13 protein-coding genes are annotated in these 26,003 nt (G+C 49.2%); 7 read left to right on the forward strand and 6 right to left on the reverse strand.

Annotated features, from left to right (window positions below; all coding sequences use genetic code 11):
- Positions 1-837 precede the first annotated feature (837 nt).
- From ACR6Z4_RS05675 to ACR6Z4_RS05685, 3 genes are all read right to left on the reverse strand, one after another.
- The gene (locus ACR6Z4_RS05675) at positions 838-1,587 is read right to left on the reverse strand and encodes a class I SAM-dependent methyltransferase (protein WP_479716261.1); all 750 of its coding nucleotides are present in this window, start codon (positions 1,585-1,587) and stop codon (positions 838-840) included.
- 50 nt (positions 1,588-1,637) lie between these two features.
- A complete protein-coding gene (gene rsmH / locus ACR6Z4_RS05680; RefSeq protein ID WP_479716288.1) occupies positions 1,638-2,537 on the reverse strand; it encodes a 16S rRNA (cytosine(1402)-N(4))-methyltransferase RsmH in 900 nt (299 codons plus the stop codon).
- A gap of 266 nt (positions 2,538-2,803) precedes the next feature.
- Complete coding sequence (locus ACR6Z4_RS05685) at positions 2,804-5,875, reverse strand: DUF4347 domain-containing protein (protein WP_479716262.1); 3,072 nt, start codon at positions 5,873-5,875, stop codon at positions 2,804-2,806.
- Between the two features lie 916 nt (positions 5,876-6,791).
- On the opposite strand from ACR6Z4_RS05685, the gene ACR6Z4_RS05690 reads away from it, so the two are divergent.
- The gene (locus tag ACR6Z4_RS05690) at positions 6,792-7,292 is read left to right on the forward strand and encodes a pentapeptide repeat-containing protein (RefSeq protein ID WP_479716263.1); all 501 of its coding nucleotides are present in this window, start codon (positions 6,792-6,794) and stop codon (positions 7,290-7,292) included.
- Between the two features lie 135 nt (positions 7,293-7,427).
- Entirely contained in the window at positions 7,428-8,600 is a 1,173-nt protein-coding gene (locus ACR6Z4_RS05695; protein WP_479716264.1) for a 5-(carboxyamino)imidazole ribonucleotide synthase, read from the forward strand.
- Between the two features lie 108 nt (positions 8,601-8,708).
- Here ACR6Z4_RS05695 and ACR6Z4_RS05700 read toward each other — a convergent pair whose 3' ends face one another.
- Positions 8,709-10,724 (reverse strand): ABC1 kinase family protein, encoded by a 2,016-nt coding sequence (locus ACR6Z4_RS05700; protein ID WP_479716265.1) that lies wholly within the window; start codon positions 10,722-10,724, stop codon positions 8,709-8,711.
- Between the two features lie 328 nt (positions 10,725-11,052).
- Between ACR6Z4_RS05700 and recN the strand changes: the two genes are divergently transcribed.
- Complete coding sequence (gene recN / locus ACR6Z4_RS05705) at positions 11,053-12,954, forward strand: DNA repair protein RecN (protein ID WP_479716289.1); 1,902 nt, start codon at positions 11,053-11,055, stop codon at positions 12,952-12,954.
- Between the two features lie 204 nt (positions 12,955-13,158).
- Positions 13,159-15,408: a heavy metal translocating P-type ATPase gene (locus tag ACR6Z4_RS05710; RefSeq protein ID WP_479716290.1), complete on the forward strand. Its 2,250-nt coding sequence runs from the start codon at positions 13,159-13,161 to the stop codon at positions 15,406-15,408.
- Between the two features lie 123 nt (positions 15,409-15,531).
- Here the strand turns inward: ACR6Z4_RS05710 and ACR6Z4_RS05715 are convergent, their stop codons facing one another.
- On the reverse strand, positions 15,532-16,326 hold the full coding sequence (locus ACR6Z4_RS05715; protein WP_479716291.1) for a DUF4079 domain-containing protein: 795 nt from the start codon (positions 16,324-16,326) through the stop codon (positions 15,532-15,534).
- Positions 16,327-17,305: 979 nt separating this feature from the next.
- Here ACR6Z4_RS05715 and ACR6Z4_RS05720 point away from each other — a divergent pair.
- On the forward strand, positions 17,306-19,585 hold the full coding sequence (locus tag ACR6Z4_RS05720) for a glycosyltransferase family 2 protein (protein WP_479716266.1): 2,280 nt from the start codon (positions 17,306-17,308) through the stop codon (positions 19,583-19,585).
- Positions 19,586-19,755: 170 nt separating this feature from the next.
- On the forward strand, positions 19,756-23,097 hold the full coding sequence (locus ACR6Z4_RS05725) for a CHAT domain-containing protein (RefSeq protein WP_479716267.1): 3,342 nt from the start codon (positions 19,756-19,758) through the stop codon (positions 23,095-23,097).
- A gap of 397 nt (positions 23,098-23,494) precedes the next feature.
- On the opposite strand, the gene glgA is transcribed toward ACR6Z4_RS05725, so the two are convergent.
- Entirely contained in the window at positions 23,495-24,934 is a 1,440-nt protein-coding gene (gene glgA / locus ACR6Z4_RS05730) for a glycogen synthase GlgA (RefSeq protein WP_479716268.1), read from the reverse strand.
- Positions 24,935-25,013: 79 nt separating this feature from the next.
- On the opposite strand from glgA, the gene pip reads away from it, so the two are divergent.
- Positions 25,014-25,970 carry a prolyl aminopeptidase gene (gene pip, locus ACR6Z4_RS05735; protein WP_479716269.1) on the forward strand — a complete coding sequence of 319 codons (957 nt, stop codon included), beginning with the start codon at positions 25,014-25,016 and terminating at the stop codon, positions 25,968-25,970.
- Positions 25,971-26,003 lie beyond the last annotated feature (33 nt).

Genomic DNA, 26,003 nt, shown 5'->3' on the forward strand with positions numbered 1-26,003 from the left:
CAAGCTCATACCCACTTATCGGATGTAAGACCTGAAATTATGCAGACGCACCTCAATATTTTTATAGAGAGAGGTTACCTCTAAAGCCGTACTCTCCCAAACCCTAGCTGACGTTGGGATCGAGTCCGGGGTGCCTTTCATAAATGCACTTTACAGGAAACCTTCATCTTGTGAGTCTTTCTACGGAGATAGGTTGTGCCTGATATTTCCAATATCTCTGGGTAGATGCTTGGGCTGAGACTGCCCAGACTCTTCAATTATATAGAAAAGTATTAAAGAACAGATGAGCTATATCGAGTATAAAAGTGTCTAGGACAGTCTCCTTAAAATCCCTTAGGATCACAAATTAATTAAAATCCGGAAGCTTATTTTTGGAAGCGCGGCTCCGCCGCGCTTCCAAAAATAAATCTTCGGGTTTATTCAATCCACGATCCTCAGGACTGTTCATCACTAGTGTTGTAAACACCAAATTTTGCAACATGGGGGTTTGGGGGCTGCGCCCCCAAGAAGGGGTGGAACCCCTTCACCCCTTACAAAACTTTCGTTTTGCTGTACTAGTGTTGCAAACACCAAATTTTGTAGCATGGGGGTTTGGGGGCTGCGCCCCCAAGAAGGGGTGGAACCCCTTCACCCCTTCTAAAACTTTTAAGTTGGTGTACTAGTTCTCATGAGAGAAATTTATTTTCCCAATAGCAAAATTTGACTTTTGGTAGCTGTAAATTTTTAAGAACCATTTGATTTAGTAGGTAAATCGTGTACGAGGTACGCATTAGGGTTAGGACGGGGTGCAGGGGTTTTACCCCTGTGTGTGGGTATTGCCTCCACCCCCCCGATGTCCTACAAATACCCGACTCTGAGAAAGAGTTGCCAGCGGACTTGTAAAAGTAGGGTTTGCTGGCTCCACGCTGTTCGCAATTTTTCGGTCGCCTCTGCGATCGCTGCCTCTCCCTGTTGGGTGACATACTGCTGAGTGGCAGACCAGGTGTAGAGATAGCCCATCAGTTCATCAGCCGTCCAATGAGCTATCATCCATAAATTGGGTGGGGTGATTTCTGCAAACGGGAACGGAAGGGTTTGATAGCCAGCTTCAACAATCCGCCGTTCAGGTGTCCAATAGGGTTCAATTAAGCGACAAACGTCGTCAACGATACCCTGAATAGGGTCTGATGCTTGCAGCAGTTCAAACGGACCATAGCCAATGATGGCGATCGCAGCCTTCGGTTTTCCCACCCGTTGCACTTCATGATAAAAGGTATCCAGCTCAAACCAATGCAGGGCTTGTCCCACAGTAATCAGGTCAGCACTTCTATCGGGTAAACCAGAATTTTCTGCCGGGGCAACGGAGTAATGGATCTGCTCGTGCGGAAAGGCTTGAGAAATCTGTTGGACACTGGCATCTGTCGCAAAAATCTGATGGAAATAGGGCGTTAAGCCCAACGCCAGTTGACCATTTCCGGTGGCACAGTCCCAAACGGTGTTATGACCTGCCGTGAGACTTGCCAGATAAGCAAACAACTCGGCTGGATACCGAGGTCGGTAGCGAGCATAATCCCCTGCCTGTTTTGAAAAATAATCTTTGAACGCCATCGAGAACGCCTACCCTTGAAAGCGGTGGGACAGCAATAGACCTGAACGTTTCAATCGCTAGTAGAGCGCCGTTCGGCAATGCGTAATTTGGCAGAGCGAGAACGAGGATTTTGGGCGATTTCTGCTTCAGTTGCCTGAATCGGTTTCTTGGTGATAATGGCTAATTCTGGAGCTTCCTTAAACGCATGTTTTACCATCCGATCTTCCAAACTATGGAAGCTAATAATGGCAATGCGTCCACCCGGTTTCAACCACTGTGGTGCCGTTTTCAGGAATGTTTCTAATACCTCTAATTCTCGGTTTACGGCAATTCGTAATGCTTGAAACACACGGGTGGCTGGGTGAATGCGACCATAGCGATATTTGGGGGGTACAGAATGGGCGATCGCCTCTGCCAGTGCGGTTGTGGTTTGAAACGGGCGGCGTTCGACGATCCGACGGGCAATGCGGCGCGACAAGCGTTCTTCACCATAGAGATAGAAAATCTCTGCTAGTTTGACTTCGTCCCAATAATTAATGACATCGGCGGCTGTTAGATCTTGCTGTTGATTCATCCGCATATCTAAGGCAGCTTCGTGGCGAAAGCTAAACCCCCGTGCCGCAATATCAAACTGGGCAGAACTAACGCCCAAATCTGCCAAGATACCATCAAATGTTTGCTTGCCAGGGTTGTAGTTGGCAAAGTTGGTGTGGTGAAATTGGATGCGATCGCTATAGTCTACTAAGTTAGCCTGAGCAGCGGCGATCGCCTGTTCATCTTGATCCAGGGCTGTTAAATAAACCTCGGGTGCAGCTTGCACGATCAAACGACTGTGCCCACCCCCACCAACGGTCGCATCGAGATAGTGCCCGCCCGGTTGCACCGCTAAACCCGCTACCACCTCCGCTGCCAATACGGGAATGTGGACGAATGGATTGGTTTCATCTGCCTTGCTGACTTCAGAATTAATCAATAGAACCCCACTTTGAAACCCTGGATCTTAGGGCGTGTTTTAAAACCCACTAAGAGGGTTGTTTTTTCGGGCGCGAAGCGCCCGAAAAAACAACTTTTAAAACAGACCCCAGGTGTTGTGTTTCTCATCAAATAGCTAATTATAGTCATTCTCAATGGCGTGAAGGACAAGTTGTGGAGAGAGAGTCGCGCTCCGCGCGACTCTCTCTCCACATTTCGTGCCTGGATTCAACAATGCCGATTTTTGGATGGTTTGAAAGGGCTTCAGGTAATTACAAAGTTACGGGAGCCTATCTGATCCGCAGATAGGTTGGTCAATGTTACCAGTGTCTGGAATGCTAGATTCAAGTATCTGCCATCTGCATCAATTCTAACTTCGACGTTTGCCCCTACCTGGACTAATTGGACGCATTGAGTGAATTTAATGTAGGGCGTAAGCGTCTCAAAAGGAACATTAATATTAATCCCTCGGAGGTCAATTAAATCATTTTTGCTGTCGAAGTCTATGATGCGTTCACTTTGTCTATTTGCACTGCCACCTTCTGCCAGACTATTGAAGACAAATAAATCTCGACCTTTACCTCCGGCAAGAGTATCTATGCCAGCACCCCCTACTAACACATCATTGCCCCTGCCACCTAATAACTGGTCATTACCCGCACCCCCGTTGAGAAAATCATTGCCATGATCGCCATGCAGATGGTCGTTACCATCGCCTCCATCAAGTTGGTCATCTCCTTTTTTGCCATTTAGGCGATCGCTCCCTCCAAGTCCCTGAAGAATGTCATTATTTTGCTTTCCTTCTAACGTGTTATTAGCGGCTGTTCCGATTCGTGTTATTCCTGCAACACCGCTGGCAAAATCAATTGGGGGTGGAGCAAAACCGACTTCACCAATGGTCAGATCAAAAACATCACTAACAAAGGCACCTAGCTCGTCCGTGGCTGTCACTTGAATATTAAGGACGCCAACGTCGTTACTCGCTGCGGTGCCGCTAAAACGCCCGGTTGCTGGATCAAACGTCAACCAATCGGGCAAAGCACTACCATCGGCAAGCGTTGCGCTGAGAGTCAGATCATCGCCAGGATTGTGATCAAAAAATGTACTACTGGGTACAGTGAAATCAAACAGAAACCCTGCGGTTGAAGCTTGATCAGGAATGGTATAACTGACAAAAGGCTTGTAATTCGGCATTGCATCGACAGTCAACACAAATTCATCGCTGACAGATGCGCCAAAATTATCGGTAGCTGTCACTTGAATAGACAAAGTAGTACCAAAATCCCAGGCGGTCGTACCGCTAAACCACCCTTTGCTGGAGTCAAAGCTGAGCCAACTAGGTAAAGGACTGCCATCTGCAAGGGTTGCACTGAAGGTCAACGTATCGTCTGAATTGGGGTCGATGAAACTATTGCCAGGTATGGCAATCAAAAAATCATACCCTGCTCTTATCGTTCGATTGACCAGTGGACGAGCCACAATTGGGGCATGATTAACTGTAGAAATGTCTCCGTCTCCTGTGTACTTTTTAAGGAGAATGTCATACTTGTAGTGGTAATTTTCGTCGAAATAGCCAAGCGTTTGGGCTACCACAATACTGCCATCTGGTTGAAGTATCAGGTTGCTGCCTGAGCCGCTAAAAACTTTACCCTCATTGCCAAAGCTGCTATCGAGGCTACCATCGTTGTTATACCGAGCAAGCCCAGACGAGCCAACGACTAAAATCTTGCCATCCGGTTGGAGAGCCGCACTCACAGAACTTTCGTAGTCATCGAGGTCGGGATAAAAATCGGTTGTGACGATGCCCCCTGCTCCAAAGGAGCTATCCAAGCTACCGTCATTGTTATAGCGGGCGATGGTAAATGCCCCCCCTACGTCGCCTGTGACAACGAGTTTGCCATCTGGTTGGAGAAGGACATCAGAGCGGTTGTCAAATACATAATAGTTATAACTACCCCCCAAGTCAGTTTGGACAACCCCTCCATCACCAAAGCTGGTATCGAGACTACCATTGCTGTTGTACCGTAAGAGCGTTGGAGAAAAAGATGGCAACTCGCTCTCATAATAAGGCAGTGTGTCATTGGTATATCCCAGCAAAACAATCTTGCCATCGGGTTGTACCGTGACACTTTGGGCAAAATTGATAGGGTTAGATCCAGCTTGACTACTAACAATACCATTGTTGCCGAAACTGGTGTCAATTGTGCCATCGGCGTTGTAGCGTGATAATACAAAATCTGAGTAGATGGAGCCTGTGATTACAGAACCGGCAATTAGAATCTTGCCATCGGGTTGCAATGTAACGCTATTAATATCTCTGAAATATAGTGAGGGAAAAATAATGCCGTTGGCACCAAAACTAGTATCAACGCTACCATCAGTGTTGTAGCGAGTCAGAACAACATTGGAGGAAAGATCTTCGCGAAGCCAGACTTGAGCCACTACAACAATTTTGCCATCTGGTTGCAGAATGGCATCTCCAGGAGAGTCTGGTTGATTGTATCCTGCATAGTCAGGCGTGAAGTCTGCTCGAACAATGCCATTTTCCCCAAAGGTGTTATCAACACTGCCATCGCTGTTATATCGAACTAAAGCAAGATCATTTAACGCAGTCCCAATGCTGATGAGTTTGCCATCGGGTTGCAACAGAAGACTGGAAATGCTATCGTCATCGGCAAGATCGAGGGTGACAATGCCACTGTCACCAAACGTAGTATCGAGATCTCCTGATGCTAGTGAGGCAGGATAGGCTGCGATCGCCTCTACGTTTAGGCAAAGGCTAGCTTCAACGGCTCCAATGGTGACATCTAAATCCCAATTACCACCTTGTTCTGCCTGTCCTGTGGGTGTGCTAGAAGCAGCAATGGGCAAGCCTGTCAGTTGATGAAGATGGTGAATAAATTGGGTTCCAGTCTCTCCTTCTGCCACCCGACACCCATAGAGAATCAGGGAGGGAGCGGGAGTTTGATTGGGTTTAGGCTTGTGCCATTGCTGTAACTGAGACGTGTAGTTATCGAGCGTATCTAGATTGAGGTGAGTATTCCCCACATAAAGACAGCCAGGAGAACCGTGACAGAGCAGATGAATCGCGGTGATTGTAGGATATTGATGAAGTACAGAGGTTATTTGCATCACCCCATCGCTCTCAAGATCGAGAATGAACAGGGCAGCGTTTTCTACTAACCCAAACGCCAGTGTTAGATAATCGTCGATCTGCGGATCAATAATAACTAAATGCTTGGGCGATCGCATTGTAGACGATGGAACATTCGAGCTGACGTCTGGTTGATGGGTTACGGATGGGAGGACTGGAACAACGGCTATTGTAGTTTGCATGGGTTGCTCTGAGTGAAATAGTGATCTAAACAGTGTTATGGCAATTTTTAAGGAGTGAAGGACATATTATTTTTGAAACCATGACTCAGCAATGCTTTCAAAAATAATGTGATATTCATCGAGCACGAAGCACTATCGCAAAATGAGGTAAATGAAGTAGCCTGATACAGGTGCTACCAACCAGGAAATCTTTATAAAAGCATTAGCCGATAACGATTGGATTTAGGACCTGATGGAGTTTAGGGATAGATCTCCTGCCCAAATGCAATGGTTTATAACTAATCGTTCAAAACTGATTTATGAATGTCTTGTCGTCAAGCAAGACTTTGGGACTATAGAAATATAGGAAAAATTATTTAATTGATAGAATTGGCTTTACCATTTGACTCCTATTCATGACGAAGGGGATTTAAACTCCCTGTTTAGCAGGGGTTATTATGCTTAGTAATACTTAGTAAAATCGTTCAGCATCGTTGAGCCGGAGAACCATAAACCCTGTTTCACCCAACGATGAATGTAATGACATCTATGGAAACTTACTTAGGTCAATTCAGGTTTCCGGTACATAATTTCCCCAACATATTGACATACAACCGTGAAACCACCCAGAAAAATCGATGCTACTTCATAGAAAATTTACCGATTTAAACGAGATGTAGCGGCATGCCTTGTGGTTGAGACGGGGTGTCCTAATGGAATCCCTATGTGTATGCCTTTGATAGCGTTGCATGCCTGAATAGATTACGGGTGTTATGTGAGAGCTGCGCGGAGTGCGACTCTCACGACCCATGTGGGATTGCTCTATAGTTCATGGCGTCGGCTGCATTCGTGTTTTCGTAACTGCAAGATGCCGATATTGTCTAAACTGAAGACAAGATTAAAGACATCGACTTGTTGCGCTGGCACTTGAACTCCTATGACCCGGAAAACGTTGATTGCATTTCTACTGTCACTATCACTATCACTGACGCTGTGGGCATGGGCAATGCCTGCCTGGGCAGATTGGACGATGCCGCTGTCGTTTAGCAATGCTTCGTTGAAAGGTCGTGACTTTTCGGGGCAGGAGTTGCAGGGGTCGGAGTTTTCAAATGCCAATTTAGAACTAACTAATTTTGCCAATGCTGATGTTCGGGGGGCAGTTTTTAGTGCCTCGGTGATGACCCAGGCAAATTTGCAGGGTGCGGATTTGACGGATGCTCTGGCAGATCAGGTAAAGTTTGATGGTGCAGATTTGAGTGACGCAATTTTTGTGAATGCAATTTTGTTGCGATCGACGTTTAATCAAGTCACGATTGTCGGTACAGATTTTACGGATGCGATGCTAGATGCGGCTCAGGTGAAGGAGTTGTGTCGTAAAGCCAGTGGGGTGAATCCTAAAACTGGGGTGGAGACGAGAGCTTCATTAGAATGTCGATGATTCACGGTGTCGGTGGTGTCTCAAATCCGTGGTTATTTTTTGAAAAGGCGCGCGCCGCGCGCCTTTTCAAAAAATAACCACGGATCTAGAACATTATCCAGGTTGTCTAGGTTCTTAAAGGATAGTTGAAGGGGCATGGTTAAGCGGGTTGGAGTGATTGGTGGCGGGCAACTGGCCTGGATGATGGCGGGTGCAGCAGAGCGGTTAGGGATCGAGTTAGTGATTCAAACGCCTCAGTCTACCGATCCGGCAGTGGCGATCGCTCAGCATACGGTTTTTGCGGCGATCGATGATGCTAAGGCGACGGCTGAACTGGCGCAGCGATGCGATGTGATTACGTTTGAAAATGAATTTATCGATCTAGACGCTTTATTAAAACTGGAACAGCAAGGGATATTGTTCTATCCCCGACTTTCATCGCTTGCGCCATTGTTAGATAAGTATCATCAACGCTGTTACCTGCGCGATCTGGGGTTGCCCACGCCCCAGTTTATCGATAGTGGTGCGCTTCTGCCATCTCCCACTGATTCATCACCTATGACGGCTTGTCCGTCTGGATTGCAATCATTTCCGTTGGTGCTCAAAACTCGCCGTCTGGGGTATGACGGTCAGGGAACTGTGATTGTTCGGGATGTCGCCGGATGGATGGCAATGCTGCAAAAATGGCAGGATCAACCATTTTTAATCGAAGAATTTGTGCCGTTTGAGCGAGAGTTGGCGGTGATGGCAGCGCGATCGCCATCTGGAGAATTGGTTTTGTATCCGGTGGTGGAGACTCAGCAAGAGCATCAGGTATGTCGGCGGGTGTTTGCTACTCAAACGCTTGAACCATCCGTGACAGCCCAGGTTGAAGCGATCGCCCATACCCTGTTAACGGCATTAGATTTTGTCGGCATCATGGGAATTGAATTTTTTCTTACCCCGGATGGCAAGGTGTTGGTGAATGAGACGGCACCCCGGACGCATAATTCTGGGCATTACACATTGGATGCCAATAGTACATCTCAGTTTGAACAACAGCTACGAGCCGTGTGTGGTTTGCCACTGGGCGATCCATCCATGCGATCGGCGGCGGCGGTGATGGTTAATTTGTTGGGCTATGAATCATCGGAGCACGATTATTTAGAAAAACGCCAGAAACTTGCCCAAATTCCTCAAACGCAAGTGCATTGGTATGGCAAACACCAGTCGCGTTCCGGTCGCAAGTTGGGGCATGTGACGACATTACTAAATGAGCGATCGCCCCATGCCCAATATCACAAGGCAGTGGCGATCGCTCAGGAGATTGAATCGATCTGGTATCCCTAAGGATCGTGGATTAAATAAGATCGAATATTGAATCGTTTGGAGGGGCGAACGGCCGTTCGCCCGTACGACACATCACCGGAGTTATTTAATTCTTATTCCTAAACTAGGTTAGGCAGCAGGTAGGGCAGGCTGTTTTGGCTGGGATAGGGGGGCTGGACGGTGCCCATTGCGAGATTCTGGTTCATCTTTCAGTAACATTTGCCGAATTAAGCGAGCTGCCGTGCGTTGTGCCAATCCAGAGGCAATCTGTTGACCCATTTGCTGAGTTTCTGGCTTAAACAACAGTTGCGGGATCAAAGGCAACATCTGGAAGGGATCGAATCCAGGAGTTTCCCTCAAAATGTCGATAATGCGGGAGATATTCTCCAGGTTTTGTGGGGTTTCTGGTTCCGCTGAGGGTGTATTGCCATTCCAGCCAAACTGTTTGCGGACATTGTAGCGAAACTGCTGCAAGGCATTTTGACCAAAGGAATCTAGTCCTTTGACAATTTCACCGGCCAGATGTTCACGAATAAATGTGCCGCGTTCGGAAAACAAAAACTCTGTCGATTGCTCCAACACTCGATTGAGGTCATAGTCGGGACTGTTACGAGCATTGCGCAACAAGTTTTCTAGCCGATTCCAGCGGAAGCTACCTTCTTTGAACAGTAGATCGCGCAAGGAGTTACGCAATTCCGGTGAAGGGTCGGTGAGCAAGCGTTTCGAGACATAAGGATAGGCTTTGCTCAAGACTTTGAAGTCTGGATCGACGTTGATGGCAATTCCTTCCAGGGTTACGAGCGATCGGATGATCAGAGCATAGTAAGCAGGCACGCGGAAGGGATATTCATACATCAATTCCGATAGCTGATCGGTGATGCTTTTGAAATTCAACTCGGCAACACTGGCACCTAAAACATCGCTAAAGACATTCGCTAGAGCCGGAATAATCGGGGTCAGGTCGGTTTCGGGACTGAGAAATTCTAGTTTGACATAGTCGTTTGCCAAGCCTTCAAAGTCGCGATTGACCATATGTACGACAGCTTCGATCAAGCCATAGCGTTGATACGACTTGACCTCGCTCATCATGCCAAAGTCCAGGTAAGCCAACTTGCCGTCGGGTGTGGCTAACAAATTACCGGGATGGGGATCGGCATGGAAGAAGCCATGTTCTAACAATTGCCGCAACGAGCATTGCACGCCCACTTCAATCAGATAACTGGCATCAACGCCCTGGGCACGCACCGCTTCTAGATTAGTGAGTTTTGTGCCATTGACCCATTCCATCGTCAATACCCGACGATGCGTATATTCCCAATAAATTCGCGGGACATAAATATCTTGCAGGTGCCCATAAAGCTCGGCAAAACGCTCTGCATTTTGCCCTTCATGGGTGTAATCCATCTCTTCAAAAATACGTGCCCCAAATTCATCGACGATGCCAATCAGGTCACTGCGCAAGCGTTTGATCGATTGGGTTGCCCAAATTGCCAATTTTCTCAGGATATAGATATCCAGGGTGATGCGCTCTGCCAGACCGGGGCGTTGAACCTTGACGGCAACGGTTTCTCCAGTTTTGAGCTTGCCTTTGTAGACCTGCCCCAAGGATGCTGCTGCCAGGGGATTGGGCGACAACTCGGCGTAGAGATTTTCGGGGCGATCGCCTAACTCTTCCTCAATGAATTGAAACGCGATTTCATTGGGGAAGGGTGGCAGTTGATCTTGCAGTAGGGTTAATTCTTCTAAATAGCTGGGTGGCACCAGGTCGGGGCGGGTTGAAAGTGCCTGTCCGACTTTGATATAGGCGGGTCCCAAACGCGTCAGGGTTTCTCGCAACTGAACGGCACGCTGAGATTGACGCTGTTTGACCTGTCCGGTGCGCCGATCCCACCACAGCCCGATGGCAAACCAGAGAAAACTCCAGATGATACTTAAGGATCGTCCCCAGACTTGCAGACGTTTCCCGCGATAATGGGCAGCGATCGCCTCTGGGTCGTAACGCACGACTTCGCCTTCTGCCTGCTTCAGCTCGGCAGACTTAAGGCGAGGGCTAGGCCCGGTAGAGTTTGAGTTAACCGCTACAACCGAGGCTGGATCTGTACTATCATTTGTACTATCTAAAAGGGGAATTGCTTCAGTTTGCATGTCGGGTATTCGAGGTGGGTGATCAGTCTCAACGCAAGCCAGTCAGGGAAAGCTTTTACGGATGTTGGTGATGTGTGCGAACGACTCGCGAAGCGAGTCGTTCGCACACATCACCAACATCTAAACCAATATCTAAATTAAGCTGTATCTATTAAGTATTGTAACAGGAGCGTCAGGTGGCTGCTAGCCGTGATCTCCGATCAGTCCTCACAAAGTCCCATTAAACTAGATGGGAGATGACGGAATGATATTGAACTGCGACACTGCTTTTATATCGTGCCTGATGTCCCCTACTATGCCATCTTCCTTAACGGTTGATCGTGAATCCATGCTGATCTCCCTTCAGATTGAAAATTTTGCCCTTGTCGATCGTCTGGATCTGGAATTTGGTTCAGGTTTGAACGTTTTGACTGGGGAAACGGGTGCCGGTAAATCGATTATTTTAGATGCCCTGGATGCTGCACTCGGTGGAAAAGTGAACAGTCGCGCCATTCGCAGTGGTGCAGAGCGATCGCTGATCGAAGCCACCTTTGCCCTCGATCCGGGTCTGATTGACTGGTTGACTGAGCAAGAGATTGAACAGGGCGATGAAGCGACAGTCGTCTGTAGCCGAGAATTAACCGTTGCTCGCAGCAATGTTCGGAGCCGTTCGCGGGTGAATGGGGTTTTAGTCAACAAGCAGCAGATGGAGTCGTTTCGCGATCGCCTGGTGGAAATTACCGCTCAGGGGCAAACTGTGCAACTGGGGCAACCGGCCGTGCAACGAGAATGGCTCGATGGCTTTGGCGGCAGTGCTTTGATTCAACAACGCGATCGCGTTGCCACGGCTTACACGACGTTTCAACAGGCAGCCCAAGCCTTAGAAAAACGTAGGCAGATGGAAGAACAACGGCTCCAGCAGCTTGATTTATTTGAATATCAGGCACAGGAGTTGAGCGCAGCCAACTTGACCGATGCCAATGAGCTGACCCAGCTAGAGCAAGAACGCCAGCGCCTCAGCCATAGTGTAGAACTGCAACAACAGAGCTATCAGGTCTACCAACTGTTGTATCAAAATGATGCTGGAGCAGAAGCCTGTGCTGATTTGTTGGGCAAGGCAGAGGGGCTTTTGACCGACATGCAGCGCTATGACTCTGGCATTCAGCCGATCTTAGAAATGGTGAGTACAGCACTGGCTCAGATCGAAGAAGCCGGACGGCAGATCAATACCTATGGGGAAGCGCTAGAAACAGATCCGCAGCGGTTGCAAGAGGTGCAGGAACGGATTGGGCACCTCAAACAGATTTGTCGCAAATATGGTCCGACCCTGGCCGAGGCGATCGCCCGTCATCATCAACTGCAAGCGGATTTAGAGCAATTGGGGGAAGGTGGACAATCGCTAGAGGCGTTAGAAAAAGCCTATCAAGAGCGACAGCGGCAATTAATCGATGCCTGTGCTAAACTCACCCAGTTGCGTCGGGCAGCGGCACAGGAATTGGAATCGTTGCTGCTGCGAGAACTCAAGCCCCTGGCAATGGATAAAGTGCAATTTAAAGTCGATATTTCCCCTACCCATCCAACGGCAACTGGAGCCGATCGGATCACCTATATGTTTAGCCCCAATCCGGGTGAACCGTTGCAACCTCTGACAGAAACGGCATCGGGTGGTGAGATGAGCCGCTTTTTGCTGGCATTAAAAGCTTGTTTTTCGCAGATCGATTCCGTCGGCTCGATGGTGTTTGATGAAATTGATGTCGGTGTCTCAGGTCGGGTTGCCCAGGCGATCGCCGAAAAATTGCACCAACTCAGCTTACGCCATCAAGTTCTCTGCGTTACCCACCAACCGATTGTGGCAGCCATGGCAGATACGCATTTTCGGGTGAATAAAGAAGTGATTGACCGACCGGGAACGGCAACCCCAGCGAAACGCAAGTCCGGCAAAACCAATGGCAAAGTAGCACAAGACACAACCAATGGTGCTGGTGCCGGAAGTGATGATGTCCGCACCGTTGTCAGAGTCAGCCCCCTCGATGCCAATCAACGCCGCGAAGAACTGGCACAACTGGCAGGGGGTAAAACTGATCAGGAGGCGATCGCCTTTGCTGATTCGCTTTTAACTCAGGCAGCCAACGCCCGTCAGAATCACCACTCCACTGCTCAAAATCACGACCCTGCTCCCCAGGTCGCCGCCAAATCGACCTCTAAATCCGCCTCTAAATCCACGTCCCGATCGACCCGCACCAAAGCTTAAATAGTGCTGCTGATGTGGGCGATGAAAGGGGTTGTGAGAGGCGCACCCCTTCGGGGTGCGCCTCTCACAACCGACAAAATGCATGAATAACTGTTCAGACGTTCGGAGATCCATGTTAAAGTTCTGACAGCATGGTTCGCTGGACTCTGGACACTTATGACGTCACCCTCCTCTCCCAAGACCCAATACCTTCAGATTGGTGGCATGGATTGCGCCAGTTGTGCGCTTAAGATTGAAACGGCGTTACAAAAGTTGCCGGGGGTGAGTGAGGTTGCTGTTAGTGCTGCAACGGGACGGTTAACCCTATCCTACGATCCCCAGCAGGTTGAAGAAGCGGAGATTCATCAACGGATCAAGCGATTGGGGTATCAGGTGTTGGAGGTGCGATCGCCTGCTCAGACTCCATCTCAAGGTGAAGTATCCCATCCTGATCAAGTGGTTTCTCATCACCACTCGCACGACTCAGACTGTGGACATACTCATGCCCATAGCCATGCCCATCACCATGGTCATAGTCATGCGCATCAGAATCAGGACGAGGTCAATTCCCCTCTTGAATCTGCCACTACTTCATCGCTGCATCACCATCACACGACCTTCAATGTGCGCCAGGAAGTATTCTCAGTAGTCCTGGTCGTGCTACTTTTCACCATCGGTCTGGTGTTTGCGGAACCGTTGAGTCATACCCCCTATCGCCTCGGCGAATATGCTGTTTATCTGCCTGCCTATCTGCTCAGTGGTTGGAGTGTGTTGACCAAAGCAGGGCGTAATAGCTTGAGGGGGCAACTGTTTGACGAAAACTTTTTGATGACCGTGGCAACGTTAGGCGCGATCGCCATTCATTTCTTGCCCGAAGCGGTTGCTGTGATGCTGTTTTACAAGATTGGCGAACTATTTCAAGAAGTAGCGGTGCAGCGATCGCGGCGATCGATTCAAGCCGTGTTGGAAGTCCGTCCGGATGTCGCACATGTGCAAACGGAACAAGGCTATCAACGTGTATCACCTGAAACGGTTTCAGTCGGCAGTACGATTCTGGTGAAACCGGGTGAAAAAATTCCCCTGGATGGCGACGTCCTCAGCGGACAGTCTCAGGTTGATACATCAGCACTAACAGGGGAATCGGTACCCCGCTCTGTGAAGGTAGGCGATCGCATTCTCGCTGGCATGATCAATCAGTCTGGAGCCTTGACGGTGCGCGTCACCCAGCGATTTACGGACTCTTCCATCGCCCGATTATTGGAATTAGTTGAAAACGCCAGCAGCAAAAAAGCAGTCCCCGAAAAATTTATTACCCGCTTCGCCCAACGCTATACCCCGGTGGTTGTATTTCTATCACTAGCCGTGGCATTTGTCCCACCCTTACTGATTCCTGGAGCCAGCCATGTTGATTGGATTTATCGAGCGCTGACCTTACTGGTCATATCCTGCCCCTGTGGATTGGTGATTAGCATTCCACTCAGCTATTTTGGTGGCGTGGGTGGTGCGGCAAAACGGGGCATTTTGGTCAAAGGCTCGACCTATCTCGATACCCTGGCGGCTGTAAAAACCGTGGTGTTTGATAAAACTGGAACGTTGACCAAAGGAGTATTTAACGTAACCGAGATCGTCCCCCGTAACGGTTTGCAATCGATGGAGTTATTAACCCTGGCAGCGAAAGCTGAATCACAATCCAATCATCCCGTTGCCCAATCGATTCGGCTTGCCTATGGTGCCGAGATTAATTCATCCGACATCCACACCTATTGTGAAATTGCCGGACATGGCATTCAAGCTACGATCAACAATCAAGTCGTGATTGTTGGCAATGATCGATTGTTGCATCGCGAACAAATCGTTCATGATGGCTGTGAGATCGAAGGCACGGTGGTGCATTTGGCGATTGATCAGGTCTATGCCGGACGAATTATGATTGCTGATGAATTAAAAGACGATGCCGTGCAAGCCATTCAATCGCTCAAAGCAATCGGTGTTGAGCAAATTGTCATGCTAACGGGAGATCACTCGACGGTTGCGGCGCAGGTTGCGAAAACTCTGGGATTAGATGACTATCGCGCAGACCTGTTACCGGAAGATAAGGTAACCGCGTTTGAAGCCCTACTTCAAAAACGAGGCAACCAGGGCAAAGTAGCGTTTGTCGGAGATGGCATTAATGATGCTCCGGTTTTAGCCAGAGCCGATGTGGGCATTGCCATGGGCGGATTGGGGTCTGATGCAGCGATCGCTACGGCGGATGTAGTAATCATGACCGATGCCCCTACGAAAGTATCAGAAGCAATTCAAATCGGGCGCAAAACGCATCAGATCGTCTTGCAGAACATTGGCATGGCAATGGCAATTAAAGGATTGTTTATTGTGCTGGGCATTGCCGGAGTTGCAACCTTGTGGGAAGCCGTGTTTGCTGATGTGGGGGTGGCACTGCTTGCCATTCTCAATGCCACCAGAGCGTTGAAATAAAGCATATCAAGATAAAGTACGGTGTCTGTGAGAGAGCCGCACGGAGGGCGGCTCTCTCACAGACACTTGTACGTCATGCCATTGAGACCTGCTATGACACTAATACTTCTGCCAGCAAACTAACTATGGTGCGCCTGTGATGGTGACATTTAACTTGCCGGGAGGCGCATCCACCTGGATATTGCAGGGTTGATTCAAACAATTGGGATCGTAGAGTGGGTAAACCACCGGGGCTTGCCAATGGAGTGGAATTTCAAGTAGATCTCTGGTGCCAGTAATGCCTTGTGCTATAAATAGCAATAACGCAAAGCTATTGAGAATTACATGCACTTTGCGCCAGCGATTTTGTCGATCTTGATAGATATCTGGGACGATCGCCAGCGAAAAAATCATCAAGAGTGCTGCCGTGATCCCAAAGTAATAATGAGACGACAAAATATCTTTGAGAACGGCGGGATTGGTAAAAATATCTTTTAATTCACCCCGTCGAAAAATTTCAGGCTGCGATCCCAATAAAATCAAACCCATTCCCGTCAAAGTGGCAAAGATGCCGCGCCACAGCTTGGGGCTAGACCTGTATAACAGAACTAGAGAGGCGATCGTGGCGACATACATTAACCCGACAAACGCAAATCTCAGGGGTTCTGTTGTCCAGAGTTGCGTTTCAATAAATTTTGTAAAAATTGGGTGAGCCATTCCCAGGAGAGCAATGCCAACCACCGACGCACTCAACCATTTACCGTATTTGAGATGCTCTGGTCCCACCACGGGTGGAATTTTGCTTTTTCCACCGTCTCCGGTTTGTAGCCGACGTTGGCGAGTTTGCCAAGCAAAGTTGACAACCATGCCGATCAACGGAAACACAAAGGCAACCGCGATCGCTGGGTGAAATAAACTGAACGTATCGTAAGCTCCCATAAAAATTCCTTTGCCAGACGTATGCGCAATTCTATCGCTCAGACTATAGAGCGTGATGTTGAATAGCAAACAAGTTGTTACTCTTATTCACTTACAGCAATTTTCAATTGCATAAGCTACAGATTTTTGGTTGTGTGCTGCGCGGAGCGCAGCACACAACCAAAAATCTAAACAGATCCAGGCGCGAAGCGCTGTAGGATCACAGCCTCTTTAACCTGTAATTTTTTTTGCCAAATCCGGCGTTGCTGATCTGGGGCAGCAATAGCACCGTATTGGATCAACGTTTCGCTGACCCTTTTAGACTAGAAGCGATCGCTCATCTCAATATGATTGAACGATAAGAAACTTGAATAAAAATCTGGGAATTTGAATAAACCTGGCTCAGCTTATTCTCAGGACTTTTTTAGCCTGATTGATATAGGGTGCAGGGGTGGAACTCTTATCCGGGGGCACAGCCCCCGCGCCCCTGTCCTAACCTGCTAGGGAATGGGAATTAAATAACTCCGATGATTTGTTGTAGGGGCGAACGGCCGTTCGCCCCTACAAACGATCCAATATTCGATCTTATTTAATCCACGATCCTATATGTAGCGATCTTGTTTGATTCGTGACCCTGATTAGTTGTGAAAGCACCTGCCCGAAAGGCAGGTGCTTTCACAACTCGTTTGGGATTGCTGTAGCGCTTCTCGCCTGGATAGATTACGGTTGTTGGTGTGAGAGCTACGGAAGGGTTCCACCTCTGCACCTCGTTACAAAATTTTTGATTGGGTCTACTAGTAGGAATAGATTTAAGATTGTCTTCAACGTGAGCAGTGAATCAGGAACACCTTCAAATTACGCCACATGTTTTAATCGGACATGGAATTGCAAATTAAATAAAATTCAGATAAATAAAATTCAGACGGTTACGTCAGGCGGTATAGCCATGCTGTGCCGCCCCGTGTAAACCCATGATCCATAGCAAATAGCGGGAACGAGTATGACGATCTCAGAAGTTGGGAATCAAAATGCAACGTCTGCCCAGCAACAGCAGATGGCAAAAGTGCAAGTTGCAACGGTGATCATGCTAACGGTCGTAGTGGTTGCCGGAGCCATTGTGTCTGCCTGGTTTGCAGGACAGGGCAGAATTAGCAGTATTTTTTCTCAACTCAATACGTTGCAGCAAAATCCTCCCCTCTGGCTAGAAGTGCCGATGGTGACAGGCGAATATCTTCTGTTTCCCACCGTTGCTCTGCTGGTCTTGGTGGTGGTGGTCATGAAGATTTCGAGTCAGCCCCGCCCCTGGTCACGGTTTTTAGTCATCGGGGTGTTGTTAGCGCTGACGATTCGGTATTTTTTGTGGCGATCGCTTTCCACCTTAAACCTGGATAAACCGCTAGATGGCGTGTTTAGTTTGGGGTTATTTATTTTTGAATTGCTGATGCTGGTGAGTAGCACCCTGCAATTGTTTCTCATGTTTCGGGTCAAAGATCGGCGTACCGAGGCGAATGCACTGTCGTTAGATGTTGTGAACGGCACATTTACCCCTGCCGTTGACATCATGATCCCGACCTACAACGAGCCACCGTTTATCTTGCGGCGCACGGTGATTGGCTGTCAGGCGATCGCCTATGCCAACAAAACGATTTATTTACTGGATGATACCCGCCGCCCTGAAGTCGAAGCCCTGGCTCGTGATCTGGGGTGTGAATATCGCACCCGTCCCGATAACCGTCATGCCAAAGCTGGCAACCTCAACTATGCGATCGCCCGTACGCAAGGCGATCTGATTGTGGTATTTGATGCCGACTTTGTCCCCACTAAAAACTTCTTAACCCGTACCGTGGGCTTTTTCCAAGATCCGCAAGTGGCACTGGTGCAAACACCCCAAAGTTTTTATAATGCTGACCCGATCGCCCGAAATTTAGGTCTGGAAAACGTCATTACCCCCGAAGAAGAAGTTTTTTATCGTCAGATTCAACCGATTCGAGATGGAGTTGGCAGCGTCATTTGTTCGGGGACATCGTTTGTGGTGCGGCGCACTGCGCTAGAAGCCACCGGCGGATTCGTCACCGATTCGCTCAGCGAAGACTACTTCACCGGCATTCGCCTGTCTGCCAAGGGCTATCGCCTGGTATATTTGGATGAAAAATTAAGTGCAGGTTTAGCGGCTGAAAATATTGCCTCTCATGCGCTGCAACGATTGCGCTGGGCACGCGGCACCCTGCAAGCCTTTTTTATTAAATCCAATCCTCTCACGATCCCAGGCTTGAGTTTGCTGCAACGACTGGCACACCTGGAAGGCTTGTTGCACTGGTTCACCAGCATTTCAACCGTTATTTTTTTAATGATGCCGCTGGCGTATTCGTTTTTAGGCGTGATCCCGATTCGAGCAACGGCATCGGAGTTGATGTACTTCTTCCTGCCCTACTATGTTGTGCAACTGTTTACCTTTGCGTGGCTCAACTATCGCTCTCGGTCGGCGCTACTGTCCAATATCTATTCCTTAGTCTTGTGTTTTCCGCTGGCGTTGACTGTTTTGCAGGTGATGCTCAACCCGTTTTCATCGGGCTTCAAAGTTACGCCTAAAGGAACTGCGAGCGATCGCTTTTCGTTTAACTGGAACTTGGCATGGCCCCTGTTAATTTTATTTGCGGCAACAGCCGTAAGTCTGTGGGTCAACTTGGGGATGTGCATGATCAAAGGCGCATGGCAAACCACAGTGTCACCTGAAGTGGCAGCCCAGGTAAAAGGGATTGGCTTAGGCTGGATCTGGAGCACCTACAACTTGATGATGATTGGCATTGCGCTGCTGATTTTGCTGGATGTGCCGCGCCCCAATACCTACGAATGGTTTGACCTGCGCCGTACTGTCAAGCTGATGATCAACAACCAAACCTTTTGGGGTGTGACGACTATGATCTCGGAAGCGGGGGCTGAAGTGGCGCTGACCCAATCGGGCTTTCCGATGTTGGCAGAGGGCACGATGTTGCCTGTCGAGATCAAAATTATGGAAGAAGATCTGGACTTAAAAGGAGAGGTGCATCGCCTGGGTGTCAGTGACGAATTTCCTACCGTGCGGATCTTTTTTGGTGAACTCAACCTGCTCCAACACCGACGATTGGTCGAAATGTTGTTTTGCCGCCCTGGTCAGTGGAAGCGACCCTGTAGCCCAGGAGAATTGCAGTCGTTGTTATTGCTGTTTAGAATTTTGCTCCGTCCTCGGATCATCTTCGATCGCAAAGCCGATGTAAATGCGATCGCCGTTGCCAAAGGATAGCACCAGCGGCAAATCGTTTTGGGGTGCGGTGCGTCGCACCGCACCCCAAAACGGTCAGCATTTACAAGGAAAAGGGCTTGAGTTACGAAATACTCTGAGCCATGTTCAAACTCTTCTCTGAGCGAATAGGATTGCTATATGGTACCCCTTAGCATTTCCTAGAGACGATCATGAGCAATCAGCGGCTTTTGACACTAGTTACGACAGTTGCCCTGCTCTCAACTCCTCAAAGTGCAATCTCTCAGCTTCCACAACTATCGATTCAAGCACAAGCCACACCCCCAACGGCAGATCAGTGTGCCCTGCGATCGCCCGATCGGGGTCGAGCTACGTCACAGGTGTTAGAAGGCATTCGCTATCGATCCAGCGATCAACTGGATGATGCGATCGCTCAGTTTGATGCCGCCCTATCCCTTTGTTCAAACCTATCGTTTGGTTACTATCAGCGTGGCATTACCCTGGCTCAACAACGTCGTTGGGATGAAGCGATCGCCGATTATCGAGAAGCGATCGCCACCTACGAAGACACCCAGGAAAGTTATGATCAGGGGTTGAACCTTGCCCAAATTCGGGAATCGTTAGCCGAAGCCCTGCGTCGGGGAAACACGGACATTCCCACCACAGCACAAACAGAGTATGACATTGCTCTGCGGCTCTACCGACAGGCAGGCGATTACCGGAACTTGGGGCGATTATTCCGACGTCTGGGGCGCTATGACGAGGCGATCGCAACCTATCAACAAGCTACGCAGTCAGTCACAGAACGAGGTTCACTGGCAGACGTGTACTACGGGCTGGGGCAGTCGTTGTTGGAACAGCCTCAACCTGAAGGGGTAACGCGACCGACTGCAACGATACAAGAGGCGATCGCTGCGTTTAGCCGAGCGTTAGAGCTATGGCAAGCGGAATATGATGCCTTCCCCAATTTGCGCCGACGCTATAGTCAAAATCTCGCCAATGCCTATGAAGCAAGGGCGATCGCCTATCGCCAACTCAATCAACCCCAGCAAGCTCAAGCGGATGAAGATGCCGCTAACCGGGTGAGAATTGGTGAATCAGAATGCTCTACCGTGCGCACCTGCGTTGAATTGGGCAGAAGTTTACGACGGCAAGGTCGTTTGGATGAAGCGATCGCCCAATATAACCGGGCAATTGAGCTGATTCCTCAGGAGACTGATTTATCGCCGAGTATGGCTGCTGCCGCTTACAACAATCGGGGAGTTGCCCGCTCTGAATTGATCGGTCGCGAAAATTTAGAACTGGCAGTTTCTGACTACCAAAAGGCGATCGAATTTGCCCCAACTGCGATTCAATACGTCAATCTGGGCAATGCCCTGGTTTCCCTCAACCGTCGCAGTGAAGCAGAAGCTGCCTATTTGCAAGTCAAAGATTTACTGGAAGAATCGGTTAATAAAATCGTTGATTCTTTCCCCGGTCGGGTCGATAGCCAGAGCTTGCTGGCGACGCTTTTGTTGCAAGAAGAAGGCTACGAAACCTATCGAGATCTGGCAGTGTCTCTCAGTAGCACTCAAGATTTCTACGATTTTTATATCGATGTCTTAATGCAATTGCATGAAGACAATCCCACCCAGCGGTTTGATATCGAAGCCCTGGAAGTCAGCGAACGGGCACGGGCACGCGGCTTGATTGAACTGTTAACCGATGCCGATGTCTATCAACGTATTGGCGATGATACATTAGCCTCACAAGAACGCACTCTGAGAGCAGACTTTAGCCGTCTGGTAGAGCGATGGAAACAGCTCAATGGAGAATCGTTTGACCAGAATATATTAAGGCAACTTGTCCCTGTCTCCATGCCCACGCCGCCAGATGCTGAAGCCCTTGCTACAGCAGGCGTCACAGATAATGCAGAGAACGGTGCCAGTTCTGAGGTGATAGCACCTGAAACAACAGCATCAGAGCTGCAATCATCATCGGGCGTCGATGCTACAGAACCAGACACCGCAGAATCAGATACCACAGAACCAGACACCGCAGAATCAGATACCACAGAACCATCTGAAACTGATGCCAGTCCATCAGACGTTGTTGCTCTGGACGCTTCAGGTTCCGATATAGCGGCTGGCGATCGCATGGCACTGGAGGCAGTGTCAGAAACTAGCGATGCAGCAGCCGATGCCGAACGCGAGGAATTACTCAACCAAATTAAAGCCAAAGCCGAACAATATAAACAGCTCTGGGAACAAATCAGCGAAACCAATCCTGAATACAGCCGCATCAACCGCCCGCCCCATCTGGACTTCAAAAATAAAGCGGCGATTGCCCAACTGTTAGTGGATGACAACACGCTGTTATTAGAATATTGGTTGGGAGAACGCCACAGTTATTTATGGGTGATTTCGGCGGAGGGAGTGGAAACCTATCAACTGCCCAGCCGGGGCGTGATTCAAAATGCGGCTCAAACGTTTGTTGAGTTGCTCAAACGGATGTCGTCTTCAGCCAACTATACGGCGTATGAAGGTCTGCCGTTGAGTCAGATGTTATTGGGCTGTATTGCCGATCGCTTGGATGAACAACGGTTAGTCATTGTCTCAGACGGAGCGTTGCGGTACGTGCCCTTTAGTGCGTTGCCTATTCCTGCACCATCGCAAACGTGCAATACGGTGTTAGGAAATACGCCTCGCGATCGCGAAAATTTACCCCCGCCGTTGATCACCCAACACGAAATTGTCAACTTACCTTCGATTTCGACACTATCTCTATTACGACAGCGACAGCGTGAAGAAAGACGTCACAGAATTGACTCCGATGACACGCAAGTTGCTGTTATCGCTGACCCTGTTTTTACGCTCAATGATGAGCGGTTGCGATCGCCTGAAGATGCGACAGCATCCAATACCTCTCCCTCTTCGCCAACCCAAGAACGGACGAGCCCCATCGCCGCTGGCAATTTTCCTCGCTTACCCGGCACCCGACAGGAAGCCGAACGGATTGAAAACGAAGCCGATGACGATGGCTTCCCCTACCTTCCCATTCTAGATTTTGCTGCCACTCGCAATGCCATTTTTGAGCAGCTAAGCGATTACCAGGTGATTCACTTTGCTACCCACGGGTTCCTAGACGATCGCCAACCTGAAAATTCAGGCTTAGTGCTATCTCAGTTCAATGCAGACGGAGTACCCCAACGAGAAAACGGTTTCCTGCGCATGAAAGATGTGTTTGCTTTGCAACCCATGCTGAATGCTGATCTGGTGGTTTTAAGTGGCTGTCGGACGGGGTTGGGCACAGAAATTGGGGGCGAAGGCTTATTGAGTTTGACTCAGGGTTTTATGTATGCCGGGGTCAACAGTGTCGTTGTCAGTCTTTGGAGTGTCAATGATGAAGCTACGGCTGACTTAATGGGCGAGTTTTACCATCAACTGCTCGATCGACAACGACCCGCGTCAGAATCTCTCAGGGCAGCGCAGATCCAGTTGCTCGAAAATTCCGATGGTACCTGGCGAAATCCCTATTACTGGGCTGCCTTTACCCTTCAGGGAGAATGGCAGTAAGGATGGATTCAATCAAATCGACTATTGAATCGTTTGAAAGGGCGAACGACCGTTCGCCCGTACCACAAATCATCGACGTCATACCAATTTAATTAGCGATCGCACCAGATACCGTAGGGGCGCATCGCGATGCGCCCCTACACTAGATTGATGTGCCATGGAGTCTGTTTAAATCGGTATTATTTAACTCCCATTCCTATAGCAATTGAATGGTTTATCAGGACAAGAGTGCGGGGGCTGTGCTCCCGCACTCTTGTCCTAACCAGCCTTTCGGCTGCTATAGCAATTCTCCATGGCATGAAGTAAACGTTGATGTGGGAGCCGCGCTTCGCGCGGCTCCCACATCAACCAGAATTTATCCAGGCGCGAAGCGCTAGAGTTATCAAACGAACTCAGCTTAGGCGGTCGCTGTCACTTCGGGCACGACGACTTCGGGTTTGAAGTCCCTGGAGTCGGCATCTTCTGCGACACCGATGACCCGATGGTAGACCTTGATATATTCTTGGGCTGATTTCTCCCAACCAAAGTCTTCCTTCATGCCCCGTTGTTGCAATTCTGTCCATCGATCTTTATAGCGGAAGCCTTCCCAGGCACGAACCAGGCAGGTGTAAAGGTCGAGGGGTTCATAGCGATCGAAGCAGTAGCCTGTGCCTGCATGTTCCATCGGTTCGTGGTGCGAAACGGTATCGACTAACCCACCCGTCCGGCGAACGATAGGAACGCAGCCATAATGCAGCGCCAGCATTTGGCTAATCCCGCAAGGTTCAAACCGCGACGGCATCAGGAAGGCATCGGAACCCGCATAGATCCGACGAGCAATGGGATCGTTGTAGAGCAGGTAAGCTGCCATGCGTCCTGAATAACGCGAGGCTAACTGCCACAATTGCGTCTCATAATAGCGATCGCCGGTTCCCAACACGACAAATTGCGCATCGGTGTAAGACATAAACCGATCGAGAATTTGTAATACCAGATCCAGCCCTTTTTGCTCAACCAGTCGCGTCACCATGCCAATGACAAAGGCTTTGGAGTTAACCTCCAGCCCCACCTCTTCTTGCAGGGCGATCTTATTGGCTGACCGTTTATCTAACGTATCAACGGTGAAATTTTGGGTCAGATGCTTATCTGTTTGGGGATTAAACGAACTGTTTTCGATTCCGTTCAAGATCCCCACTAACTTGCCGCTAATAAACGACAGCAACCCTTCCAATTGCTCACCATAGGCGGGTGTTTGGATTTGTTGCGCATAGGTAGGCGATACCGTCGTCACCATATTGGCATACTGCACCGCTGCCGCCATGACGTTGTGCCCCTGCATATACCACGGACACCAGGTCATTTGCTCTAACTTCCAGCGCCACGGACCTTGATAGGCGAGGTTGTGGATTGTGAATACAGTGCCAATGTCGGGCGACTGATGCATCCACACAGGAATCATGCCGGTGTGCCAGTCGTGGCAGTGAATGATCTGCGGTTTCCAATAATTCCAGGCAAATTCGGCAGCTCCATTGGAAAATAGGGTAAACCGCCAGTCTTCATCTTCCCCGGCATAAACCCGACGAGCGGCGAAGGCAGGATGACCAAATAGATAGAGGGGTACATCCGAATCAGGCAATTTGGTTTCGTAGACCTTGAAGCTTTGGAACATTGCAAAGCCTTCCCAGATCGGTTCCTTAGGAACCTTGACCTTGTCTGGTACGAAGCCATAGTAGGGCATGAACACGCGAACATCATGACCCATCGCTCTCAACACTTTGGGAAGTGCTCCGACAACATCTCCCATGCCACCAACTTTGGCGAGTGGAGCCGCTTCTGCTGCAACAAACAAGATCCGCATCTGATCCGATATCCCCCCGACAAGAATTTAGCAACTAGAAACCAGTCTAGATTAGAAGTGCTCTTATACGACATTAGCTATGCGTGAACTATATCCTGCTATTGAACCTTACGATCACGGAACCCTTCAGGTTTCTGATTTGCACACGCTTTATTACGAACAAGTCGGCAACCCAACTGGAAAGCCAGTGGTGTTTTTGCATGGCGGACCCGGTGGCGGCATTGACCCTATCTACCGACGTTATTTTGATCCCCAGCAGTGGCGGGTGATCTTGTTTGATCAACGCGGCTGCGGACGCAGCACTCCCCATGCGGAGTTGCGCGAAAATACAACCTGGGATCTGGTCGATGATATCGAACGGATACGAACCCATTTGGGCATTCAGCAATGGGTTGTGTTTGGTGGCAGCTGGGGCAGCACTCTGGCACTCGCCTATAGCCAGACTCACCCAAACGTTTGTACGGGGTTAATCTTGCGTGGCATCTTTATGTTGCGTCAAAAAGAACTGCTGTGGTTTTATCAAGAGGGCTGTAGCTACCTCTTCCCCGATGCCTGGGATGCGTATTTACAACCGATTCCCGTGGAGGAACGAGATAATTTGATCGGGGCATATTATCGACGGCTGACCAGTCCCGATCGCGAGGTACGCTTGACCGCAGCTCATGCATGGTCGTTGTGGGAAGCCAGCACCAGTAAGCTATTGCTTGATCCGGCGTTGCAGGAAAAGTTTAGCAGCAGCCAACTGGCTGAAGCGTTTGCCCGAATCGAGTGTCACTATTTCATCAACAAAGGGTTTCTGGCATCGGAAGATCAATTGTTAAAGAATTGCGATCGCATTCGCCATATTCCCACGGTGATTGTCCAGGGACGTTATGATGTGGTCTGTCCGATGATAACGGCATGGGATTTGCACAACGCGTTTCCTGAAGCAGAATTTGTCGTGATCCCAGATGCCGGACATTCCATGACCGAACCGGGAATTCGGGTTGCATTACTGGAGGCTACAGATCGCTTCCTGACGTTGGCAGACCATTAAGATTGGGTTCAATTCACCTTCGCTGGCGATCGC

The sequence above is a fragment of the Calyptranema fuscum S582 genome (genome assembly GCF_055793305.1).